This window comes from candidate division KSB1 bacterium (assembly GCA_034506395.1).
In the GTDB taxonomy this organism is placed as follows: domain Bacteria; phylum Zhuqueibacterota; class Zhuqueibacteria; order Thermofontimicrobiales; family Thermofontimicrobiaceae; genus Thermofontimicrobium.
On record JAPDPQ010000012.1, the window covers coordinates 30969 to 51820 of the forward strand.

Consider the following 20852-nt stretch of genomic DNA (forward strand, 5'->3'; position numbering starts at 1 on the left):
ATGGATTACAGAAGCTTGGATTTATCAAATATTGGAAACACCTCGATCAATGCAGAATAAAGCAACAAACTGAGCAACCCCCCGATACCGCCAAAGATGAATGCAGGGATTAAACCGAGGATCAAAGGAAGCAGAGGGATATGCATCAGGATGATTCCCACGATGGCGGAGCCAGCCGCATTGCCAAAAGCGGCGGGCAAAAACATCAACCAGCGGTATCGGAAACCTCGAATCAACCAATAGACCAAGTCAATAACGATACCAGGAACGGTATACGTCAAAAGCGATAGGATGCCATGCGAGCCGTAAATGCCCGTTACTAGGACAATAATGCCTTGTATAATGCCTACTAATGTGGCAGCACCGATATGTCGCACAATTAATATGGCAAGCGAAGGCCAGATCATATAGACCGCTCCAGCCAGCGAACCAGAAGGGATGAGAAAGGCGGAACCGATCAACTTAAATAATGGACCTATGATTGGCTTTAATGCCAGACCGCAAGCCGCCATTAGGGCGATAAATACTGCATCGAGCGTTGAAATTTTATTTAGCATCGAAAGCTCTTTCAAGCGATGTTTGTAAACCAAATATCTTGATACGACCACATTCGCCCATCAAAAATGAAATCAGTCTTGAACTACGGACAAAAGTGGGCATAATATATTAAAGCCTTTCATCAAAATCAACCTTTTTTCCCTTTTTCCCCAGCTCAATTTCGTGGCTAATCAAGTTTGAATAGCATTATGGGTGAACAGCATGATTAAAAGCAGCATTATGAGATCGAAGATAGTTCTTTGAAAAATCTTTCGCTACCGAGCGAACGATCGGTTAATGGTTGCTCGTGATAATTGATACCAAGATGATTATCGTCAAGATCATCAATCATATTTGGCTAATATAAGGTGCTACCAATTGTGAGGTCAGACTCCTATTTTGCTCATTTTTTCGCTTGACTATGGTCATTTAAATGCTAAATTCATTTTATGGAAATTGATCATACGATTACTTGCCAAAACAATTTATAGGAGACAGGGAAACTGATGAAAAATTTTAGCAGAACAGTGGCGTTTTTTTTGGTAATAGGATTGGCTGCGCTTGTTCAAGCGCAGGTACTGTTAGGTGGCAAATTTCAGCGCGTTCGGGAACGAACTATCGATATTGTTCATTACAGAGCGGATCTGAGCTTCGATTTTATAGAGCGAAAAATTCAAGGCACGGCCACCATAACCTTGCGGCCGCTCATCACATGTCAATTTTTCGATTTGGATGCCATTCGGTTGCACATCGAACAAGTTGACCTCCATCTCCTTCAAGGAACTCATCCTTTGACTTTTGATCAATCGGATTCTGGTTTGAAGATAAATCTGGGAAGAAGTTATTCGCGTCAGGAGACATTGACAGTAGCGATTCGCTATTGGGCGCAGCCTAATGCTGGTCTCTACTTTTTGAAGGATCATGATCACCCTGGCCAGTATTTCATTTACAGCTATGGGGAGGGCGGACTTCACGCCAACTGGTTGCCCATTTATAACGAGGTTAACGATAAATTTTCGTCTGAATTCATGGTCACTGTGCCTGCCAACTATTCGGTTATATCAAATGGAGATCTTGTTGAGACTACCACGCAGTCAGATGGTCAGCGCACGTTTCATTGGAAACAAAAGTTGCCTCATTCGAATTATTTGATGGCACTTTATATTGGTGAATTTGAGCGCGGTGAGCTGACGCCAGCATTCGGTACCATCCCGCTGAACTTTTGGGTGCCTAAGGGCCGATTGAATGAAGGCGCTTATGCGTTTCGTAACACCCCGAAAATGGTGGAGTTCTTTTCCGAACGGTTTAATTACCGTTATCCCTGGGAAAAATACGATCAAGTGGCATTTCCCGATTATGCCATCGGCGCGATGGAGCATACGTCGGTCTCCGGGCATCGGTTGTCGGTTTTGCGCGATAGCTCCGCACCAGATAATTTTGGCCCACCAGATTTCGATCGTTATTTCCAGGTCTGGTCTGCCGACGGATTGATTTCCCATGAACTCGCCCATCATTGGTTCGGCAATAATATTACCTGTCGCAACCTCAATTACATCTGGCTGAATGAAAGTTTTGCCACCTATTGCAATATGCTCTGGGATGAATTTCATCTGGGAAAGGACGCTTTCGATCTGGTTCGCCGCGAAGCTCTTGATCGGTATCTCAACTATGTCGCCAAGAAGCATCAAATTCGGCCACTCGAATATGCCTATTATGACACCCCAAGCGAGGTTTATATCATCGAAATCACCTATTTCAAGGGTGCTCTGGTGCTCCACATGCTGAGAGAAATTTTGGGGGACGACGCATTTTTCACCACCCTGAGCTATTTTCTCCATCAGCATCAATTTTCGAATGTCATCAGTAGTGAGTTCCACACTGCCATCGAAGAAGTGACCGGCAAAAATCTGGACTGGTTTTTTGATGATTGGATTTACGGCGCTGGCCACCCGATCTTTGAGGTGAGCTATGATTATTTATCTAGCCAGAAAAAGCTGGATTTGACCGTGAAACAAGTTCAGCCGATTATCGAAGGCCAGGATCTGTTCAATCTGCCGGTCGAGATCTCGATTGTAACGCGATCAGGCAAAAAAATTGAAACTATTTGGGCTAAAAATCGGGTCGATCGATTTTTGATAGACTGCGACGAAGCCCCATTCATGGTCAGTTTCGATGGCAAAGGTGCGCTGGTGGCAGAGATCAGATTTAAAAAATCACCGCGGGAATTGATTTATCAGCTTCAGCATGATGCGCTCCCTGGTAGAATCTGGGCGCTGCGGCAACTGGTAGAACATTATTCGTCTCAACCTGCAACTTCAAATGCCATTCGCGAATTGTTGACTGGTAACAAATTTTGGGGATTGAAAGCAGAGGCTGTTCGGCTGCTGAGCGAGTTGCGCTCGCGCGATGCCATGCAGCTTATTCAGACTGCTCTTCATGCGAAAGATTATCATATCCGCAAGGCGGCGGTATTGGCCTTGCCGCGCTTCGAACCGTCTCTGGCAGAACCGCTGTTGCGACGGGTCATTCAAAACGATCCGCATAGCGATGTGGTTGCGACTGCTATTGTGGCGCTCGCTCGAACAAACCCTACGGCCAGTGGAGATTTTATCCGTGCCCAGATCAATCGACCTGCCTGGTATGATGAGATCCAACTGGCTTGTCTCAAGGCGTTTGAAATCATCGGCGACTCGCGATTGGTCCCAGAAATCGCTCCTTTTGCTGGGGAAAAAAATCACGAGCACCTACGGAAAGCCGCTTTTGATGCCTGGAAGAGCTGCCAGCCTGAAGATCCCAGACTCCATCGCATTTTAATGGACTGTGCTGAGGATTCGCCACCTGGTGTGAAAGCCCATGCAGTGGAAATGTTGGGAGATCTTACCGTTTCGTCTGCTACCGAATTATTGGAGCGAATCATCCGCGAGACAGGTGATAGCGATCTCCGTGCCATCGCTGCGGCAGCGCTGTATTCAATCACAAGGCGGAGTCAATAGGAATACAATTGGCAAGATGTAATCAAACAGTTTTCGTTTTTCGAAAGGTTGAGATCATGTTCAAGAAAAATATTCCATTTTTGCTCCTCATGATCGTTTTCAGCAGTGCCAATGCTCAACAATTTCTGGTGCTGGGAATGGGGTTCAATGGTGCATATTATCAATCGAAAGGTCTCGATCGATTCAAAAAAAGCTATAACGCATATTACGCACCATATCTGGCAACGAATTTTCATGGCCTTCAGCACGCGATGGGCTTGAGCTGGGAGTTGGGTTATCGTCGTTTAAAAGGGCTGAGCTATGCTGCTTTGACTGGGTTTCAATATAATACGTCGAAAGACCTGGCGCGCTTTCAAATCGGTGAGAGCCGAAAGTTGGAATTGAAGCAGAGCTGCCTCTATCTTGCAGGCGAATTCGGATACGCGGTCGGAAATGTTTTCGTGAATGGAACCGCTATGTTGTTTTTCAACCGCCAAATTACTTTGACGAGCCGCTATTCGAATCCGTTCGATGAGAATGTTCCCCAAAAGTCGCTCAATGGACGATATCTGGGGGAATCGTCCCATGCATTCGATGTTGGGATCGTTGCGGGCCTTTACCGCGATCCAGTGATCGTGACGGTGCGGTTGACATATCCAGTTAGCACAGCGGGGCAGAGTTATCCGTTACAGGATCATAGCGCCGAGAAGATCCAACAAGGGACACAAATTTTCCCCGATGATTATGAGGCTTTTTTGAAGCGCCAGAGTTATGCAGGGGTGGGGAGTGATATCAATGGTTTGAAGGTTACTTTGATGATTGTGGCCGCATTAAAGATGTAGACCACTGGCTGAAAGGCAGAGCCCTTCAGCCAGCAGGGGATTGGCTGAGCTTATGGCTTCGAGAGGCGGGGAGCAACAGATCCTTGGCTGCTTTTTGACATCGGTGAAGTCATAACCAGTCCCCTCGATTTGCACATTGGTATTGATGGATCACGGCTTTTTTGCAAGGATGATCATCCGATTGGTTAGGCAGCCGAAATCACCATTGGCATCGCGATCCATAAAATCGCTGATGCATTCCACTGAAGAAAATCCTGCCGAAAACAGCAATGTCGAAATTTTTTGAGGGGAATAGAGGCGTGTGCAATACGTTTTGGTTCGGATATGGCCTTTGGTTGCCGAAATTACCGTCTCTTTGCTGAAAATAATATCATCTCCTAGGACCCGTTCGCGCTGAACCGTGATGTCTTCATTGACCTGATGGACAGAGAACGGTTTAAATCGTTTCAGCATATAATCACGATTGATCAGGTCCAATAATAAGGTTCCTTTGGGCTGCAGCAAGCGATACGCTTCCTGGAGGATTTTTAAGTTCTCGCCTTCATCGATAAAATAGCCGAAAGAGCTGGCCATCACGATGATATATTGAAAGCTTGCCTCCCGAAGCCCTACATCTCTGGCATCGCCTTGAATGAACTGTGTGCTGAAACCCGCTTGCCTGGCCTGCTGTTGGCCGAGCGTGATGAGATAATGAGAATAATCTAAAACGGTAATGTTTGTGAAACCCCGGCGCGAGAGTTCAATCGCATGCCGGCCCTGTCCGCCGCACAGATCCAGAATCGCATCAGATTTTTTGAGGTTGAGGATCTTTTCGAGACAGTTGACTTCCTGCTGGGTGAGCACCTCATCGCAGACTGATCGGGCGTCGGTGAGCAAGTAGACTTCATCGAAAAGATCCTTCCACCACTCATTTGAGACTTCAAAGCTCATTCGATATGTGCTCCAAAGCTAAATAACCCGTCTGAGGCGAAGATCGCTGGCGATCCCAACCACGGCTGGGATCGAATGATTTCCAGCTCTTCCGGCTCGATGCAGATGATAATTTCTAGCTCCTCAGACAACCACATTTGTTCTAAAGTCAAGCATGATTCCCAGATTCCTCGGCTGTAATTCTCCAGGGCTTTCATTTGTTCAAGAGTGATAAGTCTCGGTCGCAGTGCAATTTTGATCGGCCCTAACAAATAGGTGAACTTCTGATCCAACGCCATTCGCTGTTGCTCTTCAATGGCCTGGCGAACGATCGCTGGGTCAGTCCCCAAGATCATCTCGTTGATGATGCGAGTCGCTTCTCGGACCGTTTGATCCGATCGCAACACCGCCAATGGTTGAACGCCGCCGCCGCTCCCCACATTGGTCGGAACTTTGCCGAACCGTCCCAAAAAGCCGTAGAGACCATCCTGACCAAACAAGCAGCGAAAATCGGTCTGATTCTGATACAGTTTTATCGTACCAGTCTCGGGGTCCATATCTGGCATCAGTTCGGACCAAAGGCTCAGCGGGATCTTCTCCTGAACGATGTAATCGTTGTAGCCACCGTTTTTCAAAGCGCGTTCGATGATGTCATCAACATTGTTGTGAATCCCGCCCACGGCGACACCTTTGCCTGAATAACCGCGCTCTGGTTTCAGCACGAGGCGCTCCCAATTCAATCGGGTCCATTCGACGAGATCGTTGATCACCTCCCCATTCGGACCAGTGGTCTTGCGCGGATAAAACTGCCGCGTCCATGGTGTCCGTCGGATGATTTCTTCTGGGAATCGAGAAAAATAGCGGGGGTCGGTCAAAACCTCGAAGAGACCTTTGGAATTGATCGGCTCGGTCCCACGAGGGTTGATCACCTGTCCATTTTTAACGGCGTGCAGTAAAGGCCGCAAGTTATGTTTACGATGCAGTTCTAATAGCACATTGGTGTTGAAATCGATAAACATCAGTGCCACATCTTTACCGCGCCATTGGACGCTGCCATTTTTCAGCTCTAGCTCCTGCGGGGCCATGAGCGCAGCCTGCAATCCATCGATCGCATTGAGATGGTGAACCAGATTCTGATTTTCGGTCACATCCTGAAGCGTCTCTTCCTCAGCCACGATCGCGATCAGCCCGGAATTGCGTCCTTGGCGTGATCGGTAGACATCCACCAGCATGTTCACAAAGCCGTGCACTGGGATGAGCCACGGATGATCGAAATCCAGAACCAACTCGGTCTGTGCTTTAAAGTATTTCTCCCAGATGGTTTTCCCAATGCTTTGATTGATCCGTTGGTAATCCCAACCCCCGGGGCTGCCCAGGTTCCATTCCGAATGATAGCCATTGAAGTTTTCCATAGTTGTGCTCCTATAATGACTGTTGGTATAATAAAAATTTCACCTGATTTGCCAAAGTAACTCTCTCGAACTAATCATGATCGTCTTCTGACATATCACCAAAAAGTTTGACGCGGATCTGGCCTGTGGATGGGGTAGAACTGGCCAGACAATAAGCAACTTACGGATTCGGCACGCGGAGATTTATGAATAACAGTACACCGCAAGAAGACAGGATGCGCAAAGATTTTGTGCGCCGCTGCCAAATATTGATTAGCGCATTGCAAATTCCAGTGGATTTTCCATTGGGCGATCGAATTGCTGCTGCCTCAATATTGTCTCTAAATCAGCGAAATTTATCTCTCCCTGCTGCAAGCACGTTTGCACGAAGCTTTTCAAGTTTGACTGGCCAAAGCGATCAAACAGGTCGATGAAGCGGCGCAAGCCGATGGCATAGCACAGTTGATAGCCTGGGTTCAAAGGGTATTTTCGCACCGAATCGGTTGCCCACTGGGTGCTGGTGCCAGTTTCGATGAGAAATTGGCTCGCTGTGTCAAAATTCATTTCCCCAAGCTGTAGGGCTAAATCCACCTTGCCCCGCGTTGCGCGCCATAGGCGGCGTTTCGCTAAAAGAAATCGATCCCCAGGCTGGGAAAAAAAGCCAGTGAGACGCATGAGTTTTTCGGCGAAACAAGCCCAACCCTCATAATAGATCGGTTGTTCGATATGCCGCCGGATCGGCTGCTGCAAATTCCAGCGAAATGTATCTAACAGATGATGGCCAGGGTAGGTCTCATGCGCGGCAAGCATCCGATACTCTAACAGTCGCTCGCGGTTCTCGGGACCGGAGACTTCGGCGTGATTGACGTAAAAAGTGCCTCCCGCGGCTGGATGCCTGGCAGTGACCGAATAGCTCGATGCCGTTCGAATGGCAGCGAGATAGCTTGGTACTGGGGCGACGTTCACTGGGCAATCGACGATGAGTTCGGATGATATGAGTTTCTTATCTATACAATGCTGAGCCAACTGATTTACCGCATCGCGATAAAGGCCGAGCAGGCCATCCGTCCCGAGAGTTGGAACTGGGAGCGAACGAATGGCTAAGCTCCAGAGAGTATGATCAGAGTCCAGTTGCGCATTTGAGATCAGCCCACGCGCTTCTTCATCCATGACGCGCTGCATCTCAGCAATCTCGAGATCGAGCGCTTCGTTGGCTTCTTTTAAATCCAAACCTGAATTCAGATGATATTGAACGACTCGTTGCAATAATTCTGACGGAAGCGCGAAATCGCTCCGTGTCGGCAATGTGAGAAGGTGATCGGCAAAACGTTGCAGCGCTTCTTGAGATCGCTGGAGCTCTGGCACATTGGACTGGAGTGAGGCGAAATATTGCTGCGTATCCGAAACCATATTGAGGGCGATCTCCCGAAACAAGGTGGGAACATCATCGAGATTTTTCCTGGCCCTATCCAAAAATGAGGGCAAGCCAACTGCTCGCTCGTGCTTTGCCCCGGGATCAGGGGAACTTATCGCCTCCGCAATTCCCAGATTGGCTAGCATTAAATAAAACGAAGGTTGCCATTGCCAAAAACGGATTTCAGCCAATTGTTCGCGCAATGTGATGACGAACTTTTTAAGTAGGGCAAGCTCAATTTGCTCGTTTAATCCCAACGCCAGCGTATTCATGGAAGCGATCTGCGTCTCCCAACCGCCGAGTTGCATCACTGTTTCTTGCACGGCTTCAGGAGAAAAATCATCCCACACCTGCCATGATAAATCCGAAATTCGGATTTGCGGAAAATAGTAGAATTCATCTGATGCACAGGCGATAGGAAAAGCTTGAGCCAAGCTGGTAAAGATCTGATCTGCAATTTTTCTAAAGGAAGATTCTGGCAAAGTTATCAAACCGTCCTCTGATTAAAAAATATCCCTTCGCATGCGATGAGGAGATTTGAAAAAAGTGAAATGACACTAATGCTGCATCGCACTGGTAATCGAAAAAAGCTGTTTGACTAGTTTCTTTAAAAATGAAAAGGGCACATTACCGCTCAAAATGTGCCACCTCCGTAGCAGTCCAAAGGATGTCGAAACGATTGAATGGAGAGATGAAAAGTAGATCGAATATAAACACTTTTTCTAAAAATGGCAAGTAAAATTTATTGAACAAAAATTATTTTTTATTGACATGTTCCTTGACAAATGGTATATTTGGCGCATATCGGAAACTTTCAGCATTGAACTTGTGAGAAATTCGCTTGTTTCATTCTGACGTTGCAACATCGTGGTAGCGTTTATTTATTGATCAAAGCATGGAACTGATGGCTTATGCTGGAGATTGGGATATTCAAATAACTTGGAGGCATAATGGAGAAGTTGATTGTTGCATTCGCGCCTGCTTTTGCGGCGGCATTAGGATTACAGCAGCTCATTGAAGTATTGGATCCGATTTTTTTCTGGCTCAAAGAGCGCAAGGGAGCAGTATTGAAACCGCTGTCATTCATTGCTGGATTGGTGCTTTCTACTTATGCGGGTCTTCGGGTGTTGAATCATCTGGGCTATGCTGGAGGTGAGATTTGGGACATTATCATCACCGCTCTAATTATCAGCAGTGGCACTGAAGGGTTCAATAGCATCTTGAAGTTCCTGGGCTATTCGAAAGAGAAAAAATCGGTCGAGGTGAAAAAAGAGATGGAAACGCTGGAGAGCGAAAAGCGTCCATAGATCATTTTCATCTCATGGTGATGGGCAAAAGCCATTTTCAGCAAATTTCATCCCCAAGGAATTTCGCGACCAGATGTGCGAGCATCATGATCATTTGATCTGACAAATCGATGGAAGAGTCATAATCGGGGTTTATTTGGTCGCTGATCTGGCGCATCGAAAGCCAATGAAGGATGCCGATCGATCTGGCGTCAGCGAATAGCGGCCGGTAGCACGGGCAGCTTCAGCATGGAATAGAAAGCCTCCGCCTCGCACGGCTTTTCGGGTTCCAGTGGAGGGACCTGCCGGGTCGTTCGGTGGGCTATTAATGTAATAAGTGCGCAAATACCAATCTGCCACCCATTCTTTTACATTGCTGCCCATATCGTATGCGCCATAGTAACTGGGACTATCTTTGGTCTGAAAACCATTGTGGTTGCTTCCATTGAAGAAACCGACGGGGGTTGTTTCGTTATCGTATGGATCGCCGCTGTCCCAATAATTCGCGCGTGAACTATCGATGTCATTGCCCCAAGGAAACCGACGTTGGTCTGGGCCACGAGCTGCTTTTTCCCACTCCGCTTCTGTGGGCAAACGCTTGCCATAAAATTGACAATAGGCTTCCGCACCATACCAAGTGACATGAACCACTGGATGATCTTCATAATTCTGTTCTACTACATATTCGCCAGCTTCGTATCTGATCTTCGATTCTTTGGCAGTCAAATCGATGAACCTAGAAATGTCATCTCTACGATCAACGTATTTTTGAAGATACTCGTTTAAAAAGCGGGCGTATTTCTGGTTGGTTACAGGGAAACGATCGATCCAGAAATCGCTGAGGTAGACTTGATGAACGGGGCGCTCATCAATATCGAAACTATCGCTTCCCATTGTAAATTCACCAGCCGGGACAAAAACCATGTCCTCGAACTGATTGGTCACTAAGGCCAAATAGCTATTGGTCAGTCCCTGGCTATCTTTTGCCTCCAGTGTCACGTGCATGGAACTGAATACCTGAAATTGCCGAACTATGGTATGGGCCCAGCTCCAGCCAGTATCCCAGGTGGAATCGGAATCGAAGTTCCACCGAAATTGCAGCCGATTGCCGTCCTCATAATCGCCTGAGCCCGAAGCATCGAATGTGACGCGCAGAGGATCTTGAGGGTCCTGGGTATAGGTGAACTCTGGAAAAGGCCGGGAATAAACGACGATGGACCGAGTAGCCCTGCTCACCCAACCGCTTGGATCCTGAACTTCCAAATTGACCAGCTTTTTTCCGCCACCGAAACGAAATTGATGCTGTTCCAGTCGCTGAGATGACCAATCGGTATCGAATTGGCCATCCCCGTCCCAATCCCAGCGCAACTGCACGCCCAAAGGATGGTCGCTACTGCTGGCATCAAATGTGAACATAGTTTCGCCTGCAATCCCGCTGTCTGGCGTTATCTGAAACGCTGCTACTGGCGCGATGGTGTTCAAAAAAATAGTTGCAGAAATGACAGTCGAAAGGCTACTATCCGGATAGCGAAATTGACAGAAGATCGAGCGTTCGCCGTAATCAGGCGACAAATTCCAAAGTCTCGTTGGACAAAATGGCTCCCATTGGCCGTCAGCTAAGTCAGGCTGATTGGCTATTTTCATCGAGACGGCCTCAGGAGCAGTAAGTTGCAGTTGAACACGGTTCGATCGCGTGTACTGCGATCCATCGTTGATCATGATAGCGATGGGGAGCTGGGAAAAAACGAGAGGTCCAACTGGTTTTGAGCTTGAAGTAGAATCATCGAATGGAAGGCTTGGCTTCCGACGGGTGCTATCTTGATCAACTGGCCTGCCGATTAATAGCTCGAATCTTGGGTTGCTGCCGTGATCATTTCCATCGCTTTGGGCGAGCGGTTCGGCAAAACAATAAAACGGCAAGTGGACGCTTAACAATCGCATTGAACCATAAATTAAAACCCCCAGAATCCCAAGAAATCGAGCTTTTTTTTTCATAACGTTCTGCCCTAGAGATCAGATGTCAATACCTGTTGGATAACCAAAGGCAACATTTGAAAAGCGCCAAAATATGGTCATTATTTTGGGAAATGTCAAGTTAAAATTGTTTAATTTCGACCTTAACGTCCACCACAACTGCCGACTCAAAATCCTGCATAGAAAAATTCAAATCAGGGAAATATCAGGAAGGATAGAAGCGATTAGGAAATCGGGTTTGGATGATGAAATTGAAGTGTAAAAATCGGAAAATTTGTATGCCTCAAGGGGCGAATCCCCCAATAGTTTTAGAAATCGTGTGGAAAATCAATCTGAACATTGTTCGACAATGAGCTCTCGTTTTGGAAACAGGCCAAAAAGGCCGCCGGTATGGATGAATAGAATTCTCTCCTTTGAAGAGAATCTCCCTTTTTCAATTTGATCCTTGAGACCCAAAAACGCTTTGGCGGTATAGACAGGATCCAGGATCAAACCCTCAGTCCGCGCCAATTCGGTGATAAAGTGAATCTCTTCTGGGCGATTCAATGCGTAACCATCTCCTACATAGCCGTCAATGATCTTAATATCCCTCTCAGAAAGCGAGATGGGAATTGAGAACCGTTCGATGGCCATGGTAGCGATATGCCGAATCTTTCGCACGAAATAGGCCTCGTCATCGCAGACGTTGAAACCGATAACATCACAATCAGGCGCGAACAGCTTTTTACCTAATATCAGGCCAGCCTGAGTGCCGCCGGAGCCGGTTGCGCAAATGATATGATCGAACACAAAGTTTAGCTCAGCCATTTGTTTGTTGATCTCGGCCATGGCAGCGACATATCCCATGCAACCTAGCTCATTAGAAGCACCTTCTGGAATGATGTAAGGATGAAAGCCATCATGTTTCAATTGAAGCGCCAGCTCTGCCATGATCTCATCAACTCGTTTTGAGTAATCCTCAGCAGAGATAAATTTGATTCGCGCGCCGACTAATCGATCCAGTAACAAATTGCCATCGATTGGGGAATCTGATGAGCCTCGTAACACGAGATAGCATGCCATTCCCAATTTAGCTGCTGCAACAGCCGTAGCACGGGCATGATTGGACTGGACGCCGCCGCAGGTGATTAACAGATCAGCTCCCTGGTTTCGAGCCTCGGCAATAACGAATTCCAGCTTGCGGATTTTATTACCTGATAACGCCATCCCTGTCAGATCGTCTCGCTTGACATAAATTTGTGGGCCGCCCCACTGAACGCAGATCCGATCAAGTTTCTCGATCGGCGTCGGCAAATTGGCTAATCGAATTCGATCCGGAAATTCGAATTGTTTCACTTTAATATCCTCCTAACATGGAACCCATAGGGGATTATTTGAAGTGGATCACTGCGCTATTTTGATGACAAGAAATTTATCGCGACGATGCGCAGAGAACGAGAAAAATCCGATCTACTGCCTGCTATCTGAAACCTTCGGGCCAGCGAAATCGAATTCCTTTGATGATGGGTTCAAAAATCTTGTTGACTTTTTTCATATCGTTTTCGCTGGAAGAACCAATCAGCCAAAACAGATGATTTGGCTGAACGATGTAGAGGCGATATTCCCATTTCGAGACCGATCCCGATTTGAATTTGGAAATGAACTGATAGCTGTTAGCTCCATCCACAGTGATTTCTTGCTCAGAGAGAAGCTGAAGTTCTGGAAACGATTGCTTGAGCATCGTGAGCTCCAATTTTGCCGCAGTGGCCGCATCAATGTCTTTATGCTCCGAAGGAAGCTCCCTTGCCATCAAATCCAGTGTAGTAGATTTATCGGTGGTGATAAATTTTTCTTTCAAAAGATAGGGACTTGGAGTTGGATCATGCTGATGCTGCCAGGTGGTTGGAAAATGAATGACCAGCCCATATTCAGGGAGTTCGAATTCGTTGATCAACAGCGCCTCCCAGTGAACCATTAAATTCGCGCCCGCATTGGTGAAATGGCCGAAATCCCAAATGCCGATTGGAGCGAACCAGACTTGACCCTGAAAAATAAATGGTGGAGCGGTTAAATTGCTCTTTGGTTCGATCATAAATCCGTTGCCTTTATAAAAGGCGAGGTGATAATGATCCAGATGGCCGAAATAATAGAATGCATCAGCCTGGCCGGAGAATTCCCTGAGCAATTCTTCGGAATCGGCCAAATAAGGATCGGCTGGCAACCATCCCCAAGAGGGGAGATAAAATTCGGCCCAATTATGGGGTAATTCCGTGTTGGGTTTGGCTAAAAATCCAGTTACCGAGCGTGCTGGAATTCCGACAGCTCGGCACAATGCCACAAATGCCCAAGCATATTCAGCGCTGTCGCCGCTGTAATTTCCCTCCAATAGATTTTCATCATTAACGAACAATGCCCTCGTCCCTCGCTGCGTCACTGGAAACTGAGGCTCGAGATGATCTATCGCCCATCGATAGATATTGCGGACTTTCACCAAAGGATCCGTTGCATGCCGGGTCAAATTCAGGGCGAGTTGGCTGACTTGTGGTGTCACGTAAGCCAATGAGTCACTATTTACAAATTGGAGCAGATTCTCTGATAATTGACCGTAATCATCAGGCACTTGGTTGGGATCGAGAAAGTAATCTACTTGATAAAGGTCTGCGATCAAATCGATCGTAATCCGGAACGATCCGCCTGCGTTGCGACTGGGCACCCGCCAGTAAGCCAATTGCGATTCTCCGGCGAAATTAGGAATCAATTTATCTGGCTTGGGATGGATGGAGATGAATTGGATATTTCGCTGACTGGAGGAATTGGCCGGGAGCAGCAGCCAATAGCCTGCAGAACGATCTATTTCTCGATATTCTGCATCGATCATCATTTCAAATGTGTAATTGGCTTCGATTCGTCGCGGCGAATGGTAATGTTCAGCCGGAAAAATTGGCTTGATGATCATGAAAAGCACCAATGAGCAAAATACTCTGAGCTCGTTCATTGCGGACCTCTATTGTATTTCTGTTTAAAAACGATCTTTCCCCGAATCAAGAGCAACGATGATCGTATTGGATTGCTCATGAGGTTACATCGTTTGTTGATTCAGCGGAACGATTCAGATAATTCCCTTCTCTTTCAAGAAGGCGACTCCCTGTTTTAGCTCGTCGAGGCTGACCTTGGGATGCACCTCGATGATCCGAAGCGCATGATCTGGCAAATAGCGCCGAATCATATCGAAGTCTATCAGGCCGCTGCCCGGGGCATAGTGGTCATTAAAGCCGTGCTGTTGGGCGTCATGGAGGTGAATGCCGATGAGCTGTTGGCCGTAGCGCTGCAAAAAATGTTCATGCCGCGCCAAACCGAACGTCTCGGCCGTTTGGGCGTGTCCTGTATCATGCCAATAACCAAGACGACCGCCAGCAAAACGATTTAACAACTCCCCGATTTCCTCGAAACTGGGCAATTGGTCGTAACAATAGCGGTTTTCAATTCCGATCCACAGCGAGAGATGCTCAGCCTGGCGATTAAGCTGATCCAAACTTTTTAATAACGCCTCGAAGTAGGCCGGTTTAGAGTGGTTTCGTTCTTCGAGCTTGGCTTCAAAGAACTGTCGACCTTGTTCATCGGCGAATTGGCCTGTGCGAAACAGCTCAAACCAGCGTTCATTTTCGCGGTCGATTGCTACCCGACCCAAATGAAATACCACGGCCTTTGCACCTAATTCATGCGCCTGCTGGAGCGTGCGTATCGAATAAAGGACAGCCAACTGGCGTTCGTTTTCATCGATTGAAGCAAGCGAATAGCCATCTCCAGATGCATGCTCGATTGGCAGCGCTTCAGGATAAGGGCAGTAATTGTGTAAGCTTAAAACCTGGAGCGATCCGTTGCCCAGCCGTTCCTTGATCTGTTCCAGTCCTTTCACCGTAATCCGATAGTCCAATTCGATCCCAGGAATACCGGTTTTCTCAAGCTCATCGATTAACAAGTTCCCATCTATTATTTCTGGCGATTTCCAAGCCGTGGAGATTCCGAATTTTTTCATCATCATTATTTGATTGAATTATCCTATCCATGTTCTGAAAATGTATGCCGCAATTTCTAATTTGAATTTTAGTATTCTTCAAATAAAATCGCTTTGTAATCATGTCATGCCTGAGAATTCAGGAGTTTCTTAATGTGCGATTTATCGATATCCGATTAAACTCCCACAGATCAAAGAGGTGACACCTATTTGTTCGCAAATTGATCTTGTTGCAGAAGTCTAATTTGAATTTGATAAATAAGGGATAGACAATATGAATTTTTTATCAAAGAATCAAGCAATTTTTTGGGCCATGAACTAGATTTATTTCTCAAAAATTTTGCTTGATTTTGCGGGATTAATTTTTTAAGTTTGCTTCGTTCGTTCGTATGAAGTGGCCCACTGGCATTATAAACTCGTTCGATTTTTTTGTTTTAGCCTGCGGGCGATGGGGAGCTAGTTTTCATCTGAACGATAGAAAATAGATGAATGCAAAATTGATTCTTGTTACAAAAATCGAACTCTGATGAAATGATGTCATTCCTGCGAATGCAATTATTAAAAAGATGTCTGCATGCGCAGGCATGACAATCCAGCAGGGTTGGCATATTCGCAGCAGAACTTCTTTAGTCGGTTTGAGGTAGGGGATGAGTTATCAACCAGATTTCGATCGATTGCGGACCGCGCTCTTTGGTGGTCAACCGGATCGGGTGCCGCTTTTGGAACTCGGTATTGCCGAATCCATCATGTCACAATTTTTGGGTAAGCCTATCGCTGGCCTGAAAGATCGGATTGAATTTTATCAAAAAGCTGGATATGACTATGTCAAAATTTCGCCGCGGATCGATATGAACCCAGATAAAATTCAACCTAAAGAGGGTGAACGAATCTCTCAGTCCAGTGAAAATGTGAACGAGCGCAGTTGGCACGCCAGCGGTCAAGGGATCATCACCACGATGGAAGAATTTGAGCGATATCGCTGGCCCAAAATGGAGGAAGTTGATTATTCAGACTTCGAATCCGCGCAAAAATTGCTGCCCGAAAATATGAAGATCATCGGCCAGTACGGCGATATTTTTACATGGACCTGGGATTTCATGGGGTTCGAAACGTTTTCGTTTGCACTGATCGATAACCCAGAGCTGGTGGAGGCGTTGTTCAATAAGATCGGATCGATCGTCTTGAAGTTATTTGAAACCATCGTCACCTTTGATAAAATCGGAGCCATCTTTTATAGCGATGATATTGCGATCAATACCGGTCTATTTGTATCGCCGCAGGTGTATCGAAATTATTTGTTCCCATGGATGAAAAAGATCGGCGATCTGTGTCGCAATAATGACATCCCATTTATCTACCATACCGATGGAGATATTTGGAGCGTATTGGATGATCTCAAGGCTTGTGGGGTCAACGCGCTCCAGCCTATTGAACCCCAGGCCATGGATATCGTGGAACTGAAACAAAAAAGGGGTAGCGATTTCTGTTTGGTTGGCAACGTGGATGTCGATCTCCTTGCTCGAGGGACCCCAGAACAAATTGAGGATCAAGTAAAATTCCTCTTGAAACATGTTGCTCCCGGTGGAGGTTATTGCCTTGGCTCTGGGAATACGGTCCCTGAGTATGTGCCGTTTCGAAATTATCTGGCAATGATTGAAACTGGTCATCGCTTTGGCAGTTATCCAATTTCGATCTGATTCAGAGGGCTAATAGCAATCTTTACGGAATGCTCTTGAACAAAGGTCTCAGTCCTTCCCGATTTCTACGGATGCGAGATATTTGAAGAACGGAATTAATTGCAGGATGAAGAGCAGCAATGAAAGTTGGCTTTATTCAATTTCACGTTCAATTTGGGGACAAACAATCGAATCTAAACGCCGTTGATCGGCTGATGCGACAATCTCGCGCAGATCTGTGGGTTTTGCCTGAGCTATTCAATACTGGTTACATCTTTACGTCTAGAGGGGAACTTGAAAATTTAGCTGAGCCAATTCCTGAGGGCGATACGGTCCAATTTTTGATCGGACTTGCCCGAGAGCAGAACACCCATATTGTGGCTGGTATTGCTGAGAAACATGATGACTTGTTCTATAACTCAGCGGTGCTGGTAAATCCCAATGGAGTGATGGGAACCTATCGAAAAATTCATCTATTTGATCGAGAGAAAAATTGGTTCGCTCCTGGCAATCTGCCATTTCGGGTTTGGGATATCGGTTCAGCGAAAGTGGGGCTAATGATCTGCTTCGATTGGATTTTTCCTGAGGCAGCGCGGACATTGGCGCTGAAAGGTGCGGAAGTGATTTGCCATCCATCCAATCTCGTGCTGCCATATTGCCAAAATGCCATGGTGACTCGATGCCTGGAAAATCGCATCTTCGCCATCACTGCCAATCGGATCGGTACTGAACAGCGAGGGGATACACTGCTCGCTTTCACTGGGGCAAGTCAGATCACTGGGACCAAGGGAGAAATATTGTATCGGGCGAGCAACGATAGGGAAGAGGCAGCCATCATTGACATTGATCCACTGGTGGCGCATGACAAATGGATCACTTCAAATAATCCGATTTTCGACGATCGTCGTCCCGAAATGTACGAGCTGCGGTGATGAATTTAGGTCTTTACCCAATAAACTATCAGGCAAGCCTGGGTGAGGATTTTTCAGAATATGAGTTCAACTCTCATGGCATTCCGCTGACTCGGTTCGAACGCCGGCCAGATTGGCAGCATAATCCGATCACGGTCTGCCAGTATGCGCTGCATCATTTCAATCGCTATTGGCGGGAAAAGCTAAGCCGATCCAAAGAAATCTTCCTCAACCAGGCGAATTGGTTGGCTCAAAACGCCGAGGATGGTCCATCAAATTCCAAGGTCTGGTACTATCGGATCGCGATTCCGCTCTACGGTATCACTCCTCGGTGGATCTCGGGTATGGCGCAGGGTGAAGCGCTGTCTGTGCTGCTACGCGCCCATCAGCTTACGAATGATCCGATCTTTCTCGACACCGCCATAGGTGCTATGAAAATATTTTCGGTCAAAGTTCAGGAGGGTGGAGTGATCGCCAGTTTCCCAGATGGTCGACCGATCATCGAAGAATATCCTTCTCCGCATTTTATGACCGGGGTTTTGAATGGCTTCATCTTCGCGATGTTTGGGGTCTACGAGTATGCTCGATATTTGGATGACCCTCATGCCTCGGAGCTTTTTTCACAGTTGAGCAATAGCCTCCGCGCAAATCTCCAACGATACGACGCTGGGTTCTGGTCTTATTATGATCAGCATGCGTCGCATCGGCTGGCGTCTCGGGCCTATCATCGGCTCCATATCGAACAACTGAAACGCTTGGCTGAATTGACTGGCGAGCCTGTTTTCCACAATTATGAACTGCGATGGCGAACTTATATCAATTCCAACTACTGCCAACTGCGATGGCTACTAAGCAAGATCCGACAGAAATGGCAGATGAAATTTAGATCGATTGCTGAAATATAACCGATTCGAGGATCGGAAAATGTACAATAAACATCTTTTCGAGTGCAACTATACTTCTTTATTCCAGCAGATTGATCAATCTTTTTGCCAAATGGACCGCGTAAGCTGATATAACACGCTGCGTTGATTCAAATCACAGTCGATCAAATGAGCGGGACCTTGAATCAAATTATCGAATTTGCGATGAAAACTTTTTTGAAATATGTTAAGATTGTTTTCTCCAAAGTATTTTGGCGACAATTGCGCCAGGTGATAGCTTTATTTTGCTCGCATCATGTCTGGTCGATCATGCATCTGGGAGCGCTTGGCAATAGGACTGTGATTCGGCCATCGGTTTCGTTTGCGAATCCCCACAATATTTTTTTGGGCGAAAATTGCCACCTCAATCGTCACTGCTATTTTTGGGCTGGGCAGAAATCGATCATCAAAATCGGCGATAATTTTGTTTGCGGACCTGGTGTGTTCATTACTTCTGATAATCATGGCATTCGCCGGGACCGGCTGATTCGCGAGCAACCAGGCGATGAGCATGATGTGGTAATTGGGAATGATGTTTGGATTGGCGCGTACGGGATTGTGTTGCCGGGCGTCACTATTGGGGACGGCGCGGTTATTGCAGCCGGATCAGTGGTGACTAAAGATGTTGCCCCGTATACGATTGTCGCTGGGGTACCGGCCAAGCAGATCGGACAAAGGACTTAGCAACAGGAGCAGGCATGGAAACGATCAAGCTTCGAAAATTTCCCTATCCCTATCAGGCTGCCATTGCTATTTGTAGCGATATTGATGGCACAAGCTTTGAGAATTTCGTTCAGATTCATAAATTTCTCAATACCTGTCAAGACACGATCTTTGGCCCGGGGCTCGGCCTATCCATAGGGGATTCCTTCTGGATGTACGATCGTCCTGGCATCAGCAATTCAGCTTTTTCATATTTTGAAGATTTAAATGGAAAGCCCTCTACGCACGCCCCGCTCATCCGCGATTTTATCCAAGCTGGCATATTGGATGTGATGCATAGTTATGGAAATTTTCCAGCTATTAGCGATTTTTCTCGAAAGCGGGCGATGATTGCGCTCCAGGAACTTGAGAAGCATAATCTGAAAATCCGCGTGTGGACCAATCATGGTGGCATCGAAAGCGTCCAGAACATCGGATCGTTGTCATGGGGCAAAGGTGATATTCCCACTCATGAGGATGATGGGACATCTGGTGCGTTGGATTTCTACCATTCAGACTTATTGGTGGACTATGGCGTGCGTTTTTACTGGGATAGTGAAGCCTCGCTGACCAGCTTGGTAGGGCAGGATGCACCAGTGCGTTTCAGTGATGCCTACTGGCGAAGCCCGCTTTATTCCGGCTTCAAAAACAGGCTGAAAAGCATTATCAAAGGCTATTTTTCCTTTGCTGATCTGCTTTATTTTAAATTTCATCGCAAACATTTCGTTCCCTGGGAACCCTTCGATTTTCAAAACAACTTGATCCAGATCGATCAACTTCGAGACGGCAATATTTTGTTCAAATTCAAGCGATATGGCCATGGCAAATTGGATTGGTCTGATCATCTTTCTTTTTTATTGAACGATCAGGTGATCGATCATTTGCTGAGGAAACAGGGGTATTTGATCGTTTACATCCATCTTGGCGATCAGCAGGATAAAAGCAATCGGAGCCCGCTGCCAGATACTACAGTTCAAAAGCTGGTGCAGCTTGCCGAGCTGTATCATTCAGGAAAAATATGGGTGGAAACGACCAGTCGGCTATTGAATTACAATTTTGTCCATAAATATCTCAGGTGGTCAACCATTAGCTCTAACACCAGCTATCGGATTAGGGTTCAACGAGCGCTGTCCAGTTTTCCGGCTTATGAGCTCGCCCCAGATGATTTAGCTGGCATAACGTTTATATGCCCAACCGACAAAAGCGTGGAACTATTTTTGGAAAATCAAAGGCTCCCGTGTCAAGTTTTTCAACTTTCCGCACAGCAGCAGATCGCCATGGTTCCGCTGAGATCGTTAGACTGGCCGCTGGAATGATGGAG

15 protein-coding genes and 1 pseudogene are annotated in these 20852 nt (G+C 46.6%); 8 read left to right on the plus strand and 8 right to left on the minus strand.

Going from position 1 to position 20852, the window contains the following annotated elements:
• Positions 1-5: 5 nt before the first annotated feature.
• Entirely contained in the window at positions 6-557 is a 552-nt protein-coding gene (locus ONB37_09675; GenBank protein MDZ7400420.1) for an ECF transporter S component, read from the minus strand.
• Positions 558-1043: 486 nt separating this feature from the next.
• Between ONB37_09675 and ONB37_09680 the strand changes: the two genes are divergently transcribed.
• Positions 1044-3530 carry a M1 family metallopeptidase gene (locus ONB37_09680; GenBank protein ID MDZ7400421.1) on the plus strand — a complete coding sequence of 829 codons (2487 nt, stop codon included), beginning with the start codon at positions 1044-1046 and terminating at the stop codon, positions 3528-3530.
• Positions 3531-3586: 56 nt separating this feature from the next.
• Positions 3587-4351, plus strand: a complete 765-nt coding sequence (locus ONB37_09685; GenBank protein MDZ7400422.1) for a hypothetical protein — start codon at positions 3587-3589, stop codon at positions 4349-4351.
• Positions 4352-4501: 150 nt separating this feature from the next.
• On the opposite strand, the gene ONB37_09690 is transcribed toward ONB37_09685, so the two are convergent.
• From ONB37_09690 to ONB37_09700, 3 genes are all read right to left on the minus strand, one after another.
• Complete coding sequence (locus ONB37_09690; protein ID MDZ7400423.1) at positions 4502-5281, minus strand: class I SAM-dependent methyltransferase; 780 nt, start codon at positions 5279-5281, stop codon at positions 4502-4504.
• Positions 5278-6672: a hypothetical protein gene (locus tag ONB37_09695; GenBank protein ID MDZ7400424.1), complete on the minus strand. Its 1395-nt coding sequence runs from the start codon at positions 6670-6672 to the stop codon at positions 5278-5280. Before ONB37_09695 ends, ONB37_09690 begins: the two co-directional genes overlap by 4 nt.
• Before the next feature lie 252 nt (positions 6673-6924).
• On the minus strand, positions 6925-8556 hold the full coding sequence (locus ONB37_09700; protein MDZ7400425.1) for a DUF885 domain-containing protein: 1632 nt from the start codon (positions 8554-8556) through the stop codon (positions 6925-6927).
• A 459-nt stretch (positions 8557-9015) separates the two neighbouring features.
• Between ONB37_09700 and ONB37_09705 the strand changes: the two genes are divergently transcribed.
• Complete coding sequence (locus ONB37_09705; protein ID MDZ7400426.1) at positions 9016-9372, plus strand: hypothetical protein; 357 nt, start codon at positions 9016-9018, stop codon at positions 9370-9372.
• Positions 9373-9504: 132 nt separating this feature from the next.
• On the opposite strand, the gene ONB37_09710 is transcribed toward ONB37_09705, so the two are convergent.
• From ONB37_09710 to ONB37_09725, 4 genes are all read right to left on the minus strand, one after another.
• Positions 9505-11346, minus strand: a complete 1842-nt coding sequence (locus tag ONB37_09710; protein MDZ7400427.1) for an SUMF1/EgtB/PvdO family nonheme iron enzyme — start codon at positions 11344-11346, stop codon at positions 9505-9507.
• A 306-nt stretch (positions 11347-11652) separates the two neighbouring features.
• Positions 11653-12660, minus strand: coding sequence for a D-cysteine desulfhydrase family protein (locus ONB37_09715; protein ID MDZ7400428.1), 1008 nt, complete (start codon positions 12658-12660; stop codon positions 11653-11655).
• A gap of 124 nt (positions 12661-12784) precedes the next feature.
• On the minus strand, positions 12785-14299 hold the full coding sequence (locus ONB37_09720) for a transglutaminase-like domain-containing protein (GenBank protein ID MDZ7400429.1): 1515 nt from the start codon (positions 14297-14299) through the stop codon (positions 12785-12787).
• A 114-nt stretch (positions 14300-14413) separates the two neighbouring features.
• The gene (locus ONB37_09725; protein ID MDZ7400430.1) at positions 14414-15346 is read right to left on the minus strand and encodes a sugar phosphate isomerase/epimerase; all 933 of its coding nucleotides are present in this window, start codon (positions 15344-15346) and stop codon (positions 14414-14416) included.
• A 620-nt stretch (positions 15347-15966) separates the two neighbouring features.
• Between ONB37_09725 and ONB37_09730 the strand changes: the two genes are divergently transcribed.
• From ONB37_09730 to ONB37_09750, 5 genes and pseudogenes are all read left to right on the plus strand, one after another.
• Positions 15967-17016, plus strand: a complete 1050-nt coding sequence (locus tag ONB37_09730; protein ID MDZ7400431.1) for a nucleoside 2-deoxyribosyltransferase — start codon at positions 15967-15969, stop codon at positions 17014-17016.
• Positions 17017-17135: 119 nt separating this feature from the next.
• On the plus strand, positions 17136-17927 hold the full coding sequence (locus tag ONB37_09735; protein MDZ7400432.1) for an acyltransferase: 792 nt from the start codon (positions 17136-17138) through the stop codon (positions 17925-17927).
• Positions 17927-18811, plus strand: a complete 885-nt coding sequence (locus tag ONB37_09740; protein ID MDZ7400433.1) for a D-glucuronyl C5-epimerase family protein — start codon at positions 17927-17929, stop codon at positions 18809-18811. The genes ONB37_09735 and ONB37_09740 overlap by 1 nt, the downstream gene beginning before the upstream one ends.
• 534 nt (positions 18812-19345) lie before the next feature.
• Positions 19346-19456, plus strand: a pseudogene (locus tag ONB37_09745) (DapH/DapD/GlmU-related protein).
• Between the two features lie 71 nt (positions 19457-19527).
• The gene (locus ONB37_09750) at positions 19528-20847 is read left to right on the plus strand and encodes a hypothetical protein (protein ID MDZ7400434.1); all 1320 of its coding nucleotides are present in this window, start codon (positions 19528-19530) and stop codon (positions 20845-20847) included.
• Positions 20848-20852: the final 5 nt, after the last annotated feature.